The sequence below is a fragment of the Streptomyces sp. NPDC041940 genome, from assembly GCF_055589465.1.
The window spans coordinates 39778-56171 of record NZ_JBVJBP010000022.1 but is presented as its reverse complement, the minus strand read 5'-3'; the positions used below and the strand labels follow the sequence as shown (position 1 = coordinate 56171).

The following is a 16394-nucleotide window of genomic DNA, read 5'->3' as shown; positions in this document are numbered from 1 at the left end:
ATCAGTGTCTCATCTGGGCTATGCTCGTCTCATGGCTGTCGATCCTGACCACGTGCTGCGCACCGCCGCGGCCCTGCTGACCCGCAAATCCACCGCGACCATGGACGAGGTCGCCAAGGCCGCCGGGATCAGCCGCGCCACGCTGCACCGCCACTTCGCCGGGCGGGACGCCCTCGTCCGAGCCCTGGAGTCGCTGGGCATCGCGGAGTGCGAGGCCGCGCTGGACGCGGCCCGGCTCGACGAGGGCACGGCGAGTGACGCCGTACGCCGGCTGGTCGCGGCCATCGAGCCCGTCGCCGGACTGCTCGCGTTCCTCTACTCCGAGAACCAGCTGTTCGAGGGCGAGGAGCTGAACGCGGGCTGGAGCCTGATAGACGACCGGATCTCCGCCCTGTTCCGGCGCGGCCAGCTCGCCGGCGAGTTCCGTATCGACCTCACCCCGGCCTGGCTCACCGAGGCGCTCTACGGCCTGATGGCCTCCGGCGCCTGGATGGTGCACAGCGGCAAGGGCGCCCCCAAGGACTTCCAGCACATGATCGTCGAGCTGCTGCTCGGCGGCGCACTACGGAGAGAGGAACCATGACCAGCACCTTGCAGGCGGCGGAAGCGACCGAGGCGGTGAAGCGCCCGGGCCGCTGGCTCGCACTCGGCGTCCTCGTGCTCGCCGTGCTGCTGGTGGCCGTCGACGCGACCGTGCTCGGTCTCGCGACCCCCTACATCAGCGAGGACCTGAAGCCCTCCGGCACGCAGCTGCTGTGGATCGGTGACGTCTACTCGTTCGTCATCGCCGGTCTGCTCGTCTCCATGGGCAGCCTCGGTGACCGGATCGGCCGCAAGCGGATCCTGCTGATCGGTGCCACGGCGTTCGGCGCGATATCCGTGTTCAACGCCTATGCCACCACCCCCGAGATGCTGATCGTCGCGCGGGCCCTGCTGGGCGTCGCAGGCGCCACCCTGATGCCGGCCACGCTCGCGCTGATCCGCAACCTCTTCCACGACCCGCGCGAACGCAGTCTCGCCGTCGGCATCTGGGGCGCCACCGCCTCCGCCGGTACGGCCGTGGGCCCGATCGTCGGCGGGTTCCTGCTGGAGCACTTCTGGTGGGGCTCGGTCTTCCTGATCAACCTGCCCGTGATGGCGGTCCTGGTCCTCGTCGGGATCAAGCTGCTGCCCGAGTCGCGGACCGCGAACGCCGGACCCTGGGACCTGGTCAGTGTCGTGCTGTCGCTGGTCGGCATGGTCGGCGTCGTGTACGCGATCAAGGAGGCCGCCACCCACGGCTTCGCCTGGGCCACCCTGGCCGCCGGCCTGCTGGGCGCGGCCGCGCTGTACGGGTTCGTACGCCGTCAGCTCACGCTCCCCGCCCCGCTGCTGGACATGCGGCTGTTCCGCCACCGAGGCTTCAGCGGGGCCGTGCTGGCGGACCTGCTGACCATCCTCGGCCTGTCCGGGCTGGTGTTCTTCCTCTCCCAGTACCTGCAACTCGTCCAGGGCAGGCGCCCGTTCGAGGCGGGGCTGGCCGAGCTGCCCGCCGCGATCGGCGCGGTGGTGGCCGGTCTGGCAGCGGGGCGTGCGGCCCGCCGCTTCTCGGTGCGGGCCGTCGTCGCCGGGGGTCTCGCGGCGATCGGCCTGGCGCTGGCCGCGCTCACGGTGATCGACCAGTCCACTGGCTATCCGCTGCTCGGGACCGCGCTGCTGGTCGTCGGTGTCGGTGCCGGTTTCTCCTTCACCGTGACGGCCGACGTGATCCTCTCCAGTGTGCCGAAGGAGCAGGCGGGCTCCGCGTCGGCCGTCTCCGAGACGGCGTACGAACTCGGCGCGGCCCTCGGCATCGCCGTGCTCGGCTCCATCGTGACCGGCGTCTACCGCGACTTCACCGGCCCGGCGGGCACCCCGGCCGCGGCCCACGAGTCACTCGGCGGCGCCGTCGAGGCGGCCGCGAGCATGCCCGCACACACCTCGGCGGTGATGCTGGACGCGGCCCGCACGTCCTTCGTCGACGGCCTGGCCCTCGCGGCGGGCGTCGGCGCGGCGGTCCTGCTGGCCGCGGCGGTGGCGGCGTGGTTCCTGCTACGGGGGCAGCGGCTGGAGAGCGGCGGGACGGACCACGCGTAGTCGTACGGCGGTGGGGGCGCGGGGCACTGCGTGACCAGCCCCACCCACCCGCACCCGAAAACTAGGCGGCTTCCTTGGCCTTGCTCGCGTACATGTCCACGTACTCCTGCCCGGACAGCCGCATGACCTCGCTCATCACCGAGTCGGTCACGGCCCGCAGCACATAGCGGTCCCGGTCCATACCCTCGTACCGGGAGAACTCCATCGCCTCACCGAACCGCACGGTGACCTTGCCCGGCCGGGGGAGACCCGCGCCCCCCGGCTGGAGCCGGTCCGTGCCGATCATCGCGAACGGCACCACCGGCGCGCCCGTCATCAGCGTGAGCCGGGCGATACCGGTACGCCCCCGGTACAGCCGGCCGTCGGGCGATCGCGTGCCCTCCGGGTAGATACCGAAGACCCGGCCCTCGTCCAGCACCCGGCGCCCGGTCATCAGCGCGGCGACCCCGCCCCGGCCGCCGTCGCGGTCGACCGGGATCATGCCGACGCCGGTGAAGAACCAGGCCATGAGCCGACCCTTGAAGCCCTTCCCGGTCACGTACTCGTCCTTGCCGATGAAGAAGACCTGCCGGTCGCAGACCAGCGGCAGGATCATCGAGTCGATGAACGTCAGGTGGTTGCCGGCAAGGATGACCGGACCGTCGCCGGGAATGTGCTCCGCACCTTCCACCTGTGGGCGGAACATCAGGCGCATGACCGGACCGAGCACTGCCTTGATGAGCGCGAAGCGGGACAACGGACCCTCCGGTGTCAAGGAAATCTGTATGAGTATGTGCAGGTGGGGACGATACTCGTGGCCCCGGGGGTCGCGCACATCGGGCACGACGACTTAACCGAGGCCTTACGCACTGTTGACGCGCGTTTACCTGCGGTGGCGCGTCGTCGACGGTGTGTAACCCGGCCGCCATGATGTGACGGACGTCGCCTCGGACGCACCGGACGCGTTCCCAGAACCGCCACGCCGAATCGAGCGGGGTGCGACGATTCGTCAGTTCACCGTCCCCACCAGCCACTACGACATCCGGCGTCACCCGCGTGTTCCGCCCGGGGTCTCCCACTCGTCATGTACGCGCCCCTACGATCAGCCCGCACTGACGAGTCGACGGCAGGGAGGGCGCTCACATGGGAACGCAGGAGTCGAACGAAGAAACGAGCGGGACCGGACGGCGGGCCCTGCTCGGCGCGGCGGTGCTCACCGCCGGCGGGGCGGTCCTCGGCATGGCCGGCACGGCGCGGGCGGACGGCTCCCGGCACGGCGGCGGACACGGTGGCGGACGCGGCGGCCTGGGGAGCCTGCCCAAGCCGACGATCGTCGGCCACCGCGGGGCCAGTGGCTATCGCCCGGAGCACACCCTGGGCTCGTACCAGCTGGCCCTCGACCTGGGCGCCGACATCGTCGAGGCGGGCGACCTGGTGCCGACGAAGGACGGGCACCTGGTCTGCCGGCACGAGCCGGAGATCGGCGGCACCACGAACGTCGCGGACCACCCCGAGTTCGCCGACCGCAAGAAGACCAAGCAGCTCGACGGCGTCGCCACCACCGGCTGGTTCACCGAGGACTTCACGCTCGCCGAGCTGAAGACGCTCCGCGCGATCGAGCGCATCCCGGCCAACCGCCCGCACAACACCCTCTACAACGGCCACTGGGAGATCCCCACCTTCGAAGAGGTCCTGAAGTGGCAGGACGAGCAGACCCGCAAGCGCGGCAAGCAGGTCTGGATCTACCCCGAGATCAAGCACCCCACCTACTTCCGCAAGCAGGGCCTGCCGCTGGAGGAGCGGGTCGCCAAGGTGCTGCGCAAGTACCGCAAGGACCGGCGGACCTCCCCGGTCATCATCCAGTCCTTCGAGCCGACCAGCATCGAGCGCCTCAACAAGCTCGTCGACAACCCCCTGGTCGTCCTGCTGTCGTCGGCGGACAGCCGCCCCTGGGACTTCGTCGAGACGGGCGACAAGCGCACCGTCGCCGACCTGGTCAAGCCGGCCGGCCTCAGGGAGATCGCCTCCTACGCGCAGGGCATCGGCCCGACCCTCGACCTGGTCATCCCGCGCGACGCCAAGGGCAATCTCACGCAGCCGACGACGCTCGTCGCGGACGCGCACAAGGTGGGGCTGATCCTGCACCCGTGGACCCTGCGCAACGAGAACCCCTTCCTGCCCGCGAACTTCCGCAAGGGCGCGGACGCCGACGCCTACGGCGACGTCTTCGGCGCGTACAAGGCGTACTTCGCGACCGGCATCGACGGCGTCTTCACCGACCAGCCCGACACGGGCCTGCTGGCTCGCGAGGACTTCGTCAACGGCTGAGCTCACACCACCCGGTCGAGTGAGCTTCGGCCGCCCGGGCAACCCGTCGCCCGGGCGGCCGCGTCGCTCCGCATATGACACCCGACCTGGTCGCCGCCCTGAGCCCGCTGCTCACCGCTGAGGCCTCCGCGGAGGCATATGCCGCGGGAACCGAGCCCGGTGACCTGGAACAGGCGGTCTGGCTCCGCCTGCTGGAGCGCCTCGACGCCGACGACCCGCCGCTCGACCCCCAGGGATGGCTCCGCCGCGCCGTCCGCTCGGAGGCCCGCCGCACCCGCCGCACGCGCCGCCTCGAACGGCCGTACGCCGGTGAACCGGTCGACGACGGCGGCCGTGATCCCGAACAGCTCGCCCTCGCCGCGGCCCGTGGCCGTGCCCTGCGGGCGGCCGTACGTCGCCTCCCGGGCCGCTGCCCCCGGCTGATGGAGGCCCTGCTCTCCCCGCAGGACCTGACATACCGGGAAATCGCAGGGGAGTTGGGTATGTCACAGGGGAGTCTTGGCCCGGAACGTTCCAGATGCCTGGGATGTCTGCGCAGATTGCTCGCGCCGGAGGTTGCGGCCCACTGAGGACGGGGATAGGAGTGGGGGACAACAGGTGATCAGATGAGCGGGAGGCGTGCGCACATGGGCATGAGCGTGACCATCTCTGCGGCGACCGAGCAGGACGCGGAGCAGATCTTCAGGCTGCAGTACCTGTGCTTCCAGCGGGAAGCGGCGCTGTACGGGAACTACCGCATCGACCCGCTCGTCCAAACCCTCGACTCGGTCCGCGACGAGGTCACCCGGGACTGCGTCTTCGTGGCCCGGCTCGGCGACGAGGTCGTCGGCTCGGTCCGCGGCTCGGTCACCGAGGAGGCCGCCGCGATCGGCAAGCTCTGCGTCCACCCGCGCCTCCAGGGCCACGGCATCGGAGCCCGCCTCCTCCGAGCGGCCGAATCGGCCCTCGCCGACCAGCACGGCGCCAAGCGCTTCCGCCTCCACACCGGCCACCGCAACGAGGGCAACCTCCGCCTCTACCGCAAGGTCGGCTACGAGACGGTGGGTACGTCCCAGGGCGCGGACGGCATCCTCATGATCGTCCTGGAGAAGCCGGCGGGAACGTACGCAGCGACGGCTTGAGAGTTCAGGGGCGCGGGGAACTGCGCGAACAACCACACACAACCCGCACTCGCCGACGCCCCCGAGCCGCCCTCTCTCTACCGCGTACGTGACCGCCGCAGCCAGTAGATGGCGGACAGCGGCAACAACACCGGGATGAACAGGTACCCCATCCCGAAGTCCGACCACACAGTCGCGTCAGGGAATGCCGACGGCTCGACCAACGTCCAGGTCCCCACCGTCAGCACACCCACCAGCTCCGCGACACAACACACCAGCGCCACCCGCCGGGCGGTCTCCCCACCCCGCACCAACGAGTACGTGATGAACCCGTACACCACACCGGCCACCGCCGACAGCGAGTACGCGAGCGGCGCCCGGTCGAACTCCGTCGCGATCTGAAACGCCGACCGCGACACCGCCCCGACGACCATCACGCCGTACAGCCACACCAGCAGCGTCCCCGGCCCACTGATCAGCCGCTGCCGAGCCACCTCAGCCTCCCCAGATGTCATAGAGCCGCACCTCCAGCACCGCCAGCACCACACCGCCGGCGGCGACCGTCACCGAGCCCCAGCGCGTGCGCTCGGCCAGCGACATGAACCCCGCAGCCGGGACGCACGCGAACGCCCCCAGCAGATACGCCACGAAGATCGTCGTGCCCTGCTCCGGCTCCTCGCCCTGCGCCAGCAGCACGATCCCCACCACCAGCTGGACCAGCGACAGCAGGGTGACCACGGCCATCCCGATGAAGTGCCAGTCCTTCGTCGGCTGGTCACGGTAGGCCGCCCAGCCGCACCAGGCGGCGAGCAGCAGCGCGGCGACGCCGGTCACCAGCGTCAGAGCAGCAAGCATGCTGCGACCTTATTACGGCCGAAAAGGCCCGATGCTTCCGGCCCTGGCCCGCACCGTAGGGTCGAGGGCATGAAGATCCACGCCCAAGCCCTGCTGTTCGACAACGACGGGACCCTGGTCTCCTCCCTCGACTCGGTGGACCGCTGCTGGACGCGGTGGGCCGCGGAGTACGGGATCACGGCCGAGGACTTCGCACGGGTCGAACTGCACGGCCGGCCGGCCGTCGAGATAGCCGCCGACCTGCTGCCCGCCGAGATCGTGCCGGGAGCCCTCGCGCGGATCGAGGACCTGGAGGTGGAGGACGTACCCAACGGCGGTGTGCACCTCCTGCCCGGGACGCGCGCGTTCCTCGACTCCCTGCCCGCCGAGCGCTGGGCCGTCGTCACCTCCGCCACCCGGCGGCTCGCCGAGGCGCGGCTCGACGCCGTCGGCATCCTCCCCAAGACGCTCGTCGCCGCCGACGACATCACCCGCGGCAAGCCCGACCCCGAGCCCTATCTGCTCGCCGCCCGCACCCTCGGCGTCGACCCGGCGCACTGCGTCGTCTTCGAGGACGCCCCCGCGGGCCTGACGTCCGGCCGGGCCGCCGGTATGACCACCGTGGCGTTGACCACAACCCACCGGGCCCACGAGCTCGAAGCCGACCTGGTCGTCGAGAACCTGTCGGCCCTGTCCGCACTGGTCACCGAGCAAGGGGTGGAAATCTCCCTCCGCGGCTGACGCGTGCCCGCCCCTGTTCACCGCTGTCCAGCATCCGGACAGCGGCGTGACTGTCAGGACCGTACGCGTGTTTTACTGGCGACCATGACCACGACGAGCGACCGCATCCCCGCGACCGAGGCGACCATGACGCCCGGTGCTCGTTGTATGTGTCGAATGTGCGCCTTCTAGAGGGCCCCCGCACCACCCCCCTGAGCTCGCGCCCCGAAGCGAGACAGCGGCAGGTCCGCACGCCCTGAGCGGTGCGAGAAGCCAAGCCGCCCCGCGCGCATGTTCTCCCCGGTTCCCCGCCTCAGCGAGAACCGTGTCGCGTCCCTGAACGAATGCCTCTGTGCCCGGGCACACCCACGCCCGCGCACTCGACAGTGACGGAAACCCACGTGATCACCACAACGGACCTGACCAAGGTCTACCGTTCACGCGGCCGCGAGGTCACCGCCCTGGACGGCGTCGACCTGCACGTCCGCGAAGGCGAGGTGTACGGCGTCATCGGCCAGTCCGGCGCCGGCAAGTCCTCGCTCATCCGCTGCGTCAACCTGCTGGAACGCCCCACCTCCGGCACCGTGACCGTCGCCGGACAGGACCTCACCGCCCTGGCCGGCCGCGGCCCGCGCGCCGGAAAGGAACTGCGGGAGGCACGCAGCCGGATCGGCATGGTCTTCCAGCACTTCAACCTGCTGTCCTCCCGGACCGTCCAGGACAACGTCGAACTGCCGCTGGAGATCCTCGGCAAGTCCGGCAGGGAACGCTCCCGCAAGGCGCTGGAACTGCTCGACCTGGTCGGCCTCGCCGACAAGGCGGGCGCCTACCCCGCGCAGCTCTCCGGCGGCCAGAAGCAGCGCGTCGGCATCGCCCGCGCCCTCGCCGGCGACCCCAAGGTGCTGCTGTCCGACGAGGCCACCAGCGCCCTCGACCCGGAGACCACCCGCTCCATCCTGGCGCTGCTGCGCGACCTGAACCGGCAGCTCGGCCTGACCGTCCTGCTCATCACCCACGAGATGGACGTCGTGAAGTCGGTCTGCGACTCCGCCGCGCTCATGGAGAACGGCCGCGTCGTCGAGTCGGGCACCGTCAGCGAACTGCTCGCGACCCCCGGCTCCGAACTGGCCTCCGCGCTGTTCCCGCTCGGCGGCGAGGCCTCCGGCGACGACCGCACCGTCGTCGACGTCACCTTCCAGGGCGAGAGCGCGACCCAGCCCGTCATCTCGCAGCTCGCCCGTACCTACAACATCGACATATCGATCCTCGGTGCGGCCATCGACACCGTCGGCGGCCTCCAGGTCGGCCGCATGCGCATCGAACTGCCCGGCCGCTACGAGGACAACGTCGTACCGATCGGGTTCCTGCGCGAGCAGGGCCTGCAGATCGACGTCCTGGGCCATGAGTCCGAACTGGTGAAGGAGGGTGTCAAGTGACCTGGTCAGAGATGCAGCCGCTGCTGGAACAGGCCTGTTGGGACACGCTCTACATGGTCGGCTGGTCCACGCTCATCGCCGTGGTCGGCGGACTGCCGCTCGGGATCCTGCTGGTCCTGACCGACCGCGGCGGCCTGCTCCAGAACCTCGCCGCCAACAAGGTCATCGGGCAGATCGTGAACGTCGCCCGCTCCCTGCCGTTCATCATCCTGATGGTCGCGCTGATGGGCTTCACCCGCTCGATCACCGGGACGACCATCGGCGTCGAGGCCGCCATCGTGCCGCTCGCCGTCGGCGCCATCCCCTTCTTCGCGCGCCTGGTCGAGACAGCTGTCCGCGAAGTGGACCACGGGCTCGTCGAGGCCGTGCAGTCCATGGGCGGCAACACCTGGACCATCGTCCGCAAGGTCCTCGTACCCGAGTCCCTGCCGTCGCTGATCTCCAGCACCACCACCACGATCGTCGCCCTCATCGGCTACTCGGCCATGGCGGGCACGGTCGGCGCCGGCGGCCTCGGCGACATCGCCATCCGCTACGGCTACCAGCGCTTCGAGACCCAGCTGATGTGGATCACCGTCGCGATCCTCGCCGTCGTCATCTCGGCCATCCAGTTCGCCGGCGACTACGCGGCCCGCTCCCTGCACCGCCGCGGCGCCCACTCCGGCCCCGCGCCGAAGCTGCGGCTGCTCAAGGCCGCCTCCTGAACTCCCCGTTCACTCACGAATTCCCCGTTCACCCACGACGGGGCGCACCACCCGCAAGGCCATAAGGAAAGGCACTTTTCGTGCGTAACACCGCCAAGATCACCACCGCCGTCCTCGCCGCCGGAGCCCTCACCCTCGGGCTCAGCGCCTGCGGCGCGGGCGACTCCGGCTCCGACGGACCCCTGATCGTCGCCGCCAGCCCCACCCCGCACGCCGAGATCCTCACCTACGTCAAGGACAACCTGGCGAAGAAGGAGGGCCTCGACCTGGAGGTCAAGGAGTTCACCGACTACGTCACGCCGAACACGGCGACGCAGGACGGCTCCGTGGGCGCCAATTACTTCCAGAACCAGCCGTACCTCGACGACTTCAACAAGAAGAACGGCACCGACATCGTGCCCGTCGTCACGGTCCACCTGGAGCCGCTCGGCCTCTACTCCCACAAGGTCAAGAAGGCCGACGCCCTGAAGAGCGGTGCGACGGTCGCCATCCCCAACGACACCGTCAACGAGGCCAGGGCCCTCAAGCTCCTCGCCGCGAACGGGCTCATCACCCTCAAGGCGGGCATCGGCAACGAGGCGACGCCTTCGGACATCACCAAGAACCCGAAGAACCTCAAGTTCAAGGAGCTGGAGGCGGCTCAGACCCCGCGCTCCCTCGACGACGTGGACGCCGCCGTCGTCAACGGCAACTACGCCCTCTCGTCCGACCTCAAGCCGGCGAAGGACGCCCTCGTCCTGGAGTCCCCGAAGGACAACCCGTACGGCAACTTCCTCGCCGTGAAGAAGGGCGAGGAGAAGGACCCGCGGGTGAAGAAGCTGGCGAAGCTTCTCACCTCGCCCGAGGTGAAGAAGTTCATTCAGGACAAGTACGCCGGCGCCGTGCTCGCCTCCTTCTGAGGCCTCGCCCGGCACCCGCGCCGCACGGGGTCCTCCCTCACCGGGTGGGGGAGGACCCCGTGGTGCGCGGAAGTGCATTCATGCTGCATGCTGGGCAGTTGAGCAGGCCCTGAAGGTTCACCGAAGGTTACGGAGCGGCGCATGACGAGCACCTTTCCCAACGTCTCCATCAGCACGGAGCGGTTGGTGCTGCGTCCCCTTGACGAAGACGACGTCGCCGCCCTGGCCGCGATGATGAACGACGAGCAGGTGGCGGCCTGGACCTCCGTCCCGCAGCCCTTCACGGAGGACGGCGCCCGCACCTGGATCACCGAGTACGCCCCCGCCGAGCGCACCGAGGGCCGCGGCCTCGACTTCGCGGTCACCGAGTTCCTCACCCAGCGCCTGGTCGGTGTCATCCAGCTCGGCAAGACCAACTGGCGCGTACGCTCCACCGAACTGTCGTACATCACCGCCCCCTGGGCCCGAGGTGAGGGCTACGCCTCCGAGGCCGCCCTCGTCACCGCCCGGTGGCTCTTCTCGGACCAGAAGTTCGAACGCATCGAACTGCGCACGGCGGCCGACAACACCGCCTCCCAGCAGGTCGCCCAGAAGATCGGCTGTATCAGCGAGGGCGTGCTGCGCAACGCGTGTATAGCCCGCAGCCGTGCCGAGGACGGCACGTGGACCGACGTACGCACCGACTTCATCGTCTGGAGCCTGCTCCCCGAGGACCTGGAGGGCGTCGGCGGCCGGCTGCCCGGCGGCCTCACCTCCTTCGGCGACTGGAACTGACCGGAACGGCCACCGTGCGCGAGCGCACCGCCGTCCCCTCCACCGGCTCCACCGGGTACTCTCACCAAGCCCGACCACGGGCCGCCCGCGACACGACACGCAGACGACCTGCGACATCCTCTGGAGACTGACGACGATGGCCGACCGGGTCACGGTGATCGGCTGGGACGGTTCGCCGCTGACCGACGCGGCACGCGCCGCCCTGGGAGCCGCCACGCTCGTGGCGGGTGCCGCCCACCACCTGGCTCTCCCCGAGGTACCCGCCCGCGCCGAGCGCATCCGCCTCGGCAGCGTCGCCCTCGCCGCCCGCCGCATCGCCGGCCACCGCGGCACGGCCGTCGTGCTGGCCGACGGCGACCCCGGCTATTTCGGCGTCGTGAAGACCCTGCGCGCCCCCGAGTTCGGCCTTGAGGTCGAGGTCGTCCCCGCCGTCTCCTCCGTCGCCGCCGCCTTCGCCCGCGCCGGCATGCCCTGGGACGACGCACAGGTGGTCGTCGCACACCGCCGCACCCTGCGCCGCGCGGTGAACGTGTGCCGAGCCCACACCAAGGTGGCCGTCCTCACCTCACCCGGCGCCGGCCCGGCCGAACTGGGCCTGCTCCTCGAAGGAGTCCACCGCTCCTTCGTCATCTGCGAGGAACTCGGCACCGAACGTGAGCGCGTCACGATCGTCTCCTCCGACCGGGCCGCCGACCACGCCTGGCGCGACCCCAACGTCGTCATCGTCCTCGGCGGCCCGGCCGGACCCGGCACCGCGGGGGAGACCGGCGGCTGGATCGCCGGCCGCGACCCGTCCGCCGGGCCCCGAGGCTGGTCCCTGCCCGCCGAGGCGTACGGCACCCACCTCGGCGAGGGCGAGACCCAGCCGCTGCGCGCCTCCCAACTCGCCCGCCTCGGACCCCGCGTCGGCGACCTCGTGTGGGACATCGGCTGCGGCAGCGGCGCCTTCGCCGTCGAGGCCGCCCGCGCCGGCGCCGCCGTCATCGCAGTCGACAGCGACCGGGCCGCCTGCGCCCGCACCGACGCCACCGCCCGCCGCCTCGGTGTCCAGCTCCAGATCGTGCACGGAACCGCCCCGCACATCCTGGAGAACCTCCCCGAACCGGACGTCGTACGCGTCGGCGCCGGGGGAGCGGCGGTCGTCTCGGCGGTCGCCGACCGCCGTCCGCAGCGCATCGTCACGCACGCCGGCACCCGCGACGCCGCCGAACTCATCGGCCGCGACCTGACGGAGCACGGCTACGGCGTCGAGTGCGCCCTGCTGCAGTCCGTCGAGCTCGACACCCGGGCCTGGACGGAGAAGGAGCGGAGCGTCGCGTTCCTGCTCAGCGGCGTGCTGCCGAGGCGCAGCGCCTGATCCCGCCAACGTCCCCGTGATCGGGTTGTCGTACTGCGCGCGGTAGGCTGGCCGATCGTTGCACCGCACGCGGGCGCCCGGCACTTCGTCGGTCAATGTCCGGAAAACCCGCCCGTTTTGGGGTGTGTGTGGTACTGCAGAACCGGAGGACGCGCAACGTGGCGCAGTCCACAGCGGAACCGTCGCGGATCAAGCTGCCGCGAGGGTGGCACGGCCGCGACAATGCCAGTGAATGGCTTTGTCGCCTTTTTGGGGCGGGCCGCTCGTGCCGCTGGGGACGCACGCTCGTTCTTCACAGCGGGGCGGTCGGTGCGCCGTCCCGGGCGAGCTGGTCGTAGGAGCACTAACCGATGGGCGAGGGGTACGCATGACCGACACCGGCCAGGTCCCGGGCGAGGGACTGCCGGAGAACGCAGGCATGGTGGAGCAGCCGGGCGCCCCCGCGCACGGTTCGTACACCTACCTCTCCGAACCCGAGACCACCGCCGAGGACGACGACCTGCTGCTGTTGCCGGGCTCCCAGGGCGCCTGGGGCAACGAGGTCGCCCCGCCCGCGCCGGAGCCGGTCGCCGAGACCGTGCACGAGCCGGGCCCGCACGAGATCTCCGGCCGCGACAGCGGCTCGGTCGACCTCGGCGGCGTCCGGCTGCCCGATCCTCCGCCGATCCCGCCCATCACTCCGCGCCGCCCGCTGCACCTCGGCCCGCCGCTGCCCGACAGCTCCGCCAGCCCGGTCCGCTCCCTCGCCGACCGCGGCCCGGCACACGCGCCGCTGCGCCAGCCCGCGCCGTCGCCGGCAGGACCCGAGTACCTCGACGCCCCGCGCGCCCCGGAGATGCCCTCGTCCCCGGCGGCGCCCTGGGACGCGCAGGTCACCCACCAGGCCCCGGTCAGCGCCGGGGCGGCCCCTGCGGAAACGGTTGTTCCGGAATCGCAGCCGATGCCCGCGGCCGTCGCGACCAGTGTGGCGACGGAGGCGGAGCAGAACGTCCCTGCCGAGCAGCACGCGCAGTCCGAGCAGCCCGTGCAGCCCGTGCAGGTGGCTGAGGCCGTTTCCGCGCCTGAACCGGTTCCGGGGGAGGTGCCGGTCGTGGACGTTTCCGCTCAGGGCGGTGCGCCGGTGCTTGCCGCTGGTTCTCCCGAGGCATCCGCGCCGGTTGCCTTCGGCGACTCCGCAGACTCCGCCGATGCCGGCGATCAGGTTCCGGCGGCTGTCGGGGAGCAGGACGTCGTCTCTTCTCCCGTTGCTGAGCCCCTGCCGGTCGCTGAGGCCGCCCCGGCCCCGGAAGCGGTCCCGGTCCCGGAGGCTGCGACCGCGCCCGAGGCTTCCGCCGAAGCGCCCGAGGCGGTGGCGCAGGAGCCGGCCGAGGCCGTCGGCCCCGAGCCTGCCGCACCCGGCCCGGACGCGACCGCCCCCGAGGCCGTCGCACAGGAGCCGGAGGCCCTCGGCGGCGAGATCCCCGCGCCGGTCGCCGAGCCGATCGCCCCGCAGGCCGCCCCCGCTCCTGCCCCCGAGGCGACGTCTCCACAGCTCGCCACTCCCACCCCTGAAGCGCCGGCCCCGGTGCCCCCTGCCCCGGCCGCCGACGCACCGGAGGCACCAGCCGCACCGGTTCAGCCCGCCCCGGTTCCTGCCCAGGTCACCGAGGCACCCGTGCCCGACGCGCCCGCCGAGGCCCCCGCACCGCCCCAGGCCCCCGAGGTAACGGAGCCCGCCCTCGTGGCTGAGGAAGTGGCTCCCGAGCCCGCCCCCGTGGTCGAGGCACCCGAGCCTGCCCTCGTGGCTGAGGAAGTGGCTCCCGAGCCCGCCCCCGTGGTCGAGGCACCCGAGCCTGCCCTCGTGGCTGAGGAAGTGGCTCCCGAGCCCGCCCCCGTGGTCGAAGCACCCCAGCCCGCCCCCGTGGCCGAGGAAGTCGCTCCCGACCCGGCCCCCGCGGCCGAGGAGGTCACTCCCGACCCCGCCCCCGCGGCCGAGGAAGTCACTCCCGACCCCGCCCCCGAGCCGGTGACCCCCGAGCCCGAGACCGTGGACGTCCCCCCGGCACCCGCCGAGGACGTCACCGTCGTACTCCCCGAGCCGATCGCGGACGAGAAGGCGGACGAGCAGACGGACGAGCAGAGCATGCAGCCGATCCAGGGCCCGCAGCAGTCGCAGCCCGCCGCCCCCCAGCCGGTACAGCCCGAGGAGCCGGAGCGGCCGGCCCCCGTCGCCGCCGTCCCCGCACCCCGTGACGGCGACGCCGAACTCGTCCAGAACGCCGACGACCTGGACACCCGGGCCGCCGACCAGGAAGACTTGGCCGACCAGGCACGTCACGACGAAGAAAGCACGGCCGCAGTGGCAGAGGCACGACAGTCCACCGGCCCCGCCGCCCCCGCGTACGACGCCGCCGAGCGCGAGGCCGTACTGAAGGTCATGCGTGAACGCCGCGACATCCGCAACGGCTTCCGCAGCGACCCGATCCCGCACGAGGTGCTGCTCCGTGTCCTGGAGGCCGCCCACCACGCGCCCTCCGTCGGCCACTCGCAGCCCTGGGACTTCGTCGTCATCCGCTCCGCCGACACCCGGCGCGCGATGCACGAACTGGCCATGCGCCAGCGTGAGGCGTACGCGAAGTCCCTCCCCAAGGGCCGGGCGAAGCAGTTCAAGGAACTGAAGATCGAGGCCATCCTCGACACCCCGGTGAACATCGTCGTCACCGCCGACCCGACCCGCGGCGGCCGCCACACCCTCGGCCGTCACACCCAGCCCCAGATGGCGCCGTACTCGGCCGCCCTGGCCGTGGAGAACCTCTGGCTCGCCGCCCGCGCCGAAGGCCTCGGCGTCGGCTGGGTCAGCTTCTTCGACGAGCGTGAGATGGTCCGCGCCCTCGGCCTGCCCGAGCACCTCGAAGTCATCGCCTATCTGTGCGTCGGTTACGTCGACGAGTTCCCGGACGAGCCCGAGCTGTTGCAGGCGGGCTGGTCCAAGCGCCGCCCGCTGTCCTGGGTCGTGCACGAGGAGACGTACGGCCGCCGCGCACTGCCCGGAGAGGAACCGCACGACCTGCTCGCCGAGACCGTCGCGCAGATCCGCCCGCTGGACGCCAAGGCGCTCGGCGAGGCGTGGGAGCGCCAGAAGCGTATGACCAAGCCGGCCGGTGCGCTGGGCATGCTGGAGATCATCTCCGCGCAGCTGTCCGGCCTGTCCCGCCAGTGCCCGCCGCCCATCCCGGAGCCCGCGGCCGTCGCGATCTTCGCCGGTGACCACGGCGTGCACGCGCAGGGGGTGACCCCCTGGCCGCAGGAGGTCACGGCCCAGATGGTGGCCAACTTCCTCGGCGGCGGCGCCGTCTGCAACGCCTTCGCCACCCAGGTGGGCGCCGAGGTCTGCATCGTCGACGTGGGCGTCGCCGCCGACCTCCCGGCCACCCCGGGACTGCTGCCCCGCAAGGTCCGGGCCGGTACGTCCGACCTGACCACCGGGCCCGCGATGACCCGCGAGGAGGCCAAGCAGGCCATCGAGGTCGGTATCGAGACCGCCCGCGACCTGGTCGCCGCCGGCAACAAGGCCCTGCTCACCGGCGAGATGGGCATCGCCAACACGACCGCGTCCGCCGCCCTGATCTCCGTCTTCACGGGTGCCGAACCGGCCGAGGTCACGGGCCGGGGCACCGGCATCAACGACGAGACCCTCGCCCGCAAGACCGAGGTCGTCCGCCGCGCGCTGGAACTCCACCAGCCGGACCCGGCCGACCCGATCGGCGTGCTCGCCGCGATCGGCGGCTTCGAGCACGCAGCCATCGTCGGCCTCCTCCTCGGCGGCGCCTCCCTGCGTACGCCGGTGATCCTGGACGGCGTCAGCGCCGGTGCCGCCGCCCTGGTGGCCCGCGCCATCGCCCCCGAGGTCCTGGCCGCCTGCATCGCCGGTCACCGCAGCGCCGAGCCGGGCCATGTCGCGGCCCTCAACAAGCTGGGCCTGCGCCCCTTGGTCGACCTCGACCTGCGCCTGGGCGAGGGCACGGGCGCCCTCCTGGCCCTGCCGCTGGTGCAGAGCACGGCCCGGGCGATGCACGAGGTGGCGACGTTCGACTCGGCGGGAGTCACTGAGAAGTAGGTGCCGAGGGCCGGCTCCGGTGCCCAGCCACTGGACCACCGGAGCCGTCCCC

Annotated in this window: 15 protein-coding genes; 12 read left to right on the top strand and 3 right to left on the bottom strand. The window is 71.6% G+C overall.

Annotated elements, in window-relative coordinates; translation table 11 throughout:
• Positions 1-31: 31 nt before the first annotated feature.
• Positions 32-583: a TetR/AcrR family transcriptional regulator gene (locus tag ACZ6I3_RS30515; RefSeq protein ID WP_469418959.1), complete on the top strand. Its 552-nt coding sequence runs from the start codon at positions 32-34 to the stop codon at positions 581-583.
• Positions 580-2115, top strand: coding sequence for an MFS transporter (locus tag ACZ6I3_RS30510; protein WP_469418958.1), 1536 nt, complete (start codon positions 580-582; stop codon positions 2113-2115). The genes ACZ6I3_RS30515 and ACZ6I3_RS30510 overlap by 4 nt, the downstream gene beginning before the upstream one ends.
• A 61-nt stretch (positions 2116-2176) precedes the next feature.
• Here ACZ6I3_RS30510 and ACZ6I3_RS30505 read toward each other — a convergent pair whose 3' ends face one another.
• Positions 2177-2851, bottom strand: coding sequence for a lysophospholipid acyltransferase family protein (locus tag ACZ6I3_RS30505; RefSeq protein WP_469419103.1), 675 nt, complete (start codon positions 2849-2851; stop codon positions 2177-2179).
• A gap of 386 nt (positions 2852-3237) precedes the next feature.
• Between ACZ6I3_RS30505 and ACZ6I3_RS30500 the strand changes: the two genes are divergently transcribed.
• From ACZ6I3_RS30500 to ACZ6I3_RS30490, 3 genes are all read left to right on the top strand, one after another.
• On the top strand, positions 3238-4422 hold the full coding sequence (locus ACZ6I3_RS30500; protein ID WP_469418956.1) for a glycerophosphodiester phosphodiesterase: 1185 nt from the start codon (positions 3238-3240) through the stop codon (positions 4420-4422).
• A 74-nt stretch (positions 4423-4496) separates the two neighbouring features.
• Positions 4497-4991: an RNA polymerase sigma factor gene (locus ACZ6I3_RS30495; RefSeq protein ID WP_469418955.1), complete on the top strand. Its 495-nt coding sequence runs from the start codon at positions 4497-4499 to the stop codon at positions 4989-4991.
• A 57-nt stretch (positions 4992-5048) separates the two neighbouring features.
• Positions 5049-5543 carry a GNAT family N-acetyltransferase gene (locus tag ACZ6I3_RS30490; protein ID WP_469419102.1) on the top strand — a complete coding sequence of 165 codons (495 nt, stop codon included), beginning with the start codon at positions 5049-5051 and terminating at the stop codon, positions 5541-5543.
• A gap of 77 nt (positions 5544-5620) precedes the next feature.
• On the opposite strand, the gene ACZ6I3_RS30485 is transcribed toward ACZ6I3_RS30490, so the two are convergent.
• Together ACZ6I3_RS30485 and ACZ6I3_RS30480 are read right to left on the bottom strand one after the other, a co-directional pair.
• On the bottom strand, positions 5621-6037 hold the full coding sequence (locus ACZ6I3_RS30485; protein WP_469418954.1) for a hypothetical protein: 417 nt from the start codon (positions 6035-6037) through the stop codon (positions 5621-5623).
• Positions 6018-6377 carry a hypothetical protein gene (locus ACZ6I3_RS30480; protein WP_469418952.1) on the bottom strand — a complete coding sequence of 120 codons (360 nt, stop codon included), beginning with the start codon at positions 6375-6377 and terminating at the stop codon, positions 6018-6020. The genes ACZ6I3_RS30485 and ACZ6I3_RS30480 overlap by 20 nt, the downstream gene beginning before the upstream one ends.
• Before the next feature lie 69 nt (positions 6378-6446).
• On the opposite strand from ACZ6I3_RS30480, the gene ACZ6I3_RS30475 reads away from it, so the two are divergent.
• The 7 genes from ACZ6I3_RS30475 (at position 6447) to cobT (ending at position 16342) form a co-directional block, all read left to right on the top strand.
• Positions 6447-7097, top strand: a complete 651-nt coding sequence (locus ACZ6I3_RS30475) for an HAD family hydrolase (RefSeq protein WP_469418950.1) — start codon at positions 6447-6449, stop codon at positions 7095-7097.
• Positions 7098-7477: 380 nt separating this feature from the next.
• Complete coding sequence (locus ACZ6I3_RS30470; RefSeq protein WP_469418949.1) at positions 7478-8512, top strand: methionine ABC transporter ATP-binding protein; 1035 nt, start codon at positions 7478-7480, stop codon at positions 8510-8512.
• Positions 8509-9216, top strand: a complete 708-nt coding sequence (locus tag ACZ6I3_RS30465) for a methionine ABC transporter permease (protein WP_469418948.1) — start codon at positions 8509-8511, stop codon at positions 9214-9216. The genes ACZ6I3_RS30470 and ACZ6I3_RS30465 overlap by 4 nt, the downstream gene beginning before the upstream one ends.
• 80 nt (positions 9217-9296) lie before the next feature.
• Positions 9297-10115 (top strand): MetQ/NlpA family ABC transporter substrate-binding protein, encoded by an 819-nt coding sequence (locus tag ACZ6I3_RS30460; RefSeq protein ID WP_469418946.1) that lies wholly within the window; start codon positions 9297-9299, stop codon positions 10113-10115.
• 141 nt (positions 10116-10256) lie between these two features.
• Positions 10257-10889, top strand: a complete 633-nt coding sequence (locus ACZ6I3_RS30455) for a GNAT family N-acetyltransferase (protein WP_469418945.1) — start codon at positions 10257-10259, stop codon at positions 10887-10889.
• Between the two features lie 136 nt (positions 10890-11025).
• Positions 11026-12246 carry a precorrin-6y C5,15-methyltransferase (decarboxylating) subunit CbiE gene (gene cbiE / locus ACZ6I3_RS30450; RefSeq protein ID WP_469418943.1) on the top strand — a complete coding sequence of 407 codons (1221 nt, stop codon included), beginning with the start codon at positions 11026-11028 and terminating at the stop codon, positions 12244-12246.
• A 367-nt stretch (positions 12247-12613) separates the two neighbouring features.
• Entirely contained in the window at positions 12614-16342 is a 3729-nt protein-coding gene (cobT, locus tag ACZ6I3_RS30445; protein ID WP_469418942.1) for a nicotinate-nucleotide--dimethylbenzimidazole phosphoribosyltransferase, read from the top strand.
• Positions 16343-16394: the final 52 nt, after the last annotated feature.

What these genes read in the sequence shown, in the direction of transcription:
- ACZ6I3_RS30515 (WP_469418959.1), top strand. Translation starts at nt 32, where the DNA reads ATGGCTGTCGATCCTGACCACGTGCTGCGCACCGCCGCGGCCCTGCTG.
- ACZ6I3_RS30510 (WP_469418958.1), top strand. Translation starts at nt 580, where the DNA reads ATGACCAGCACCTTGCAGGCGGCGGAAGCGACCGAGGCGGTGAAGCGC.
- ACZ6I3_RS30500 (WP_469418956.1), top strand. Translation starts at nt 3,238, where the DNA reads ATGGGAACGCAGGAGTCGAACGAAGAAACGAGCGGGACCGGACGGCGG.
- ACZ6I3_RS30495 (WP_469418955.1), top strand. Translation starts at nt 4,497, where the DNA reads ATGACACCCGACCTGGTCGCCGCCCTGAGCCCGCTGCTCACCGCTGAG.
- ACZ6I3_RS30490 (WP_469419102.1), top strand. Translation starts at nt 5,049, where the DNA reads ATGGGCATGAGCGTGACCATCTCTGCGGCGACCGAGCAGGACGCGGAG.
- ACZ6I3_RS30485 (WP_469418954.1), bottom strand. Translation starts at nt 6,037, where the DNA reads ATGACATCTGGGGAGGCTGAGGTGGCTCGGCAGCGGCTGATCAGTGGG.
- ACZ6I3_RS30480 (WP_469418952.1), bottom strand. Translation starts at nt 6,377, where the DNA reads ATGCTTGCTGCTCTGACGCTGGTGACCGGCGTCGCCGCGCTGCTGCTC.
- ACZ6I3_RS30475 (WP_469418950.1), top strand. Translation starts at nt 6,447, where the DNA reads ATGAAGATCCACGCCCAAGCCCTGCTGTTCGACAACGACGGGACCCTG.
- ACZ6I3_RS30455 (WP_469418945.1), top strand. Translation starts at nt 10,257, where the DNA reads ATGACGAGCACCTTTCCCAACGTCTCCATCAGCACGGAGCGGTTGGTG.
- cbiE (WP_469418943.1), top strand. Translation starts at nt 11,026, where the DNA reads ATGGCCGACCGGGTCACGGTGATCGGCTGGGACGGTTCGCCGCTGACC.
- cobT (WP_469418942.1), top strand. Translation starts at nt 12,614, where the DNA reads ATGACCGACACCGGCCAGGTCCCGGGCGAGGGACTGCCGGAGAACGCA.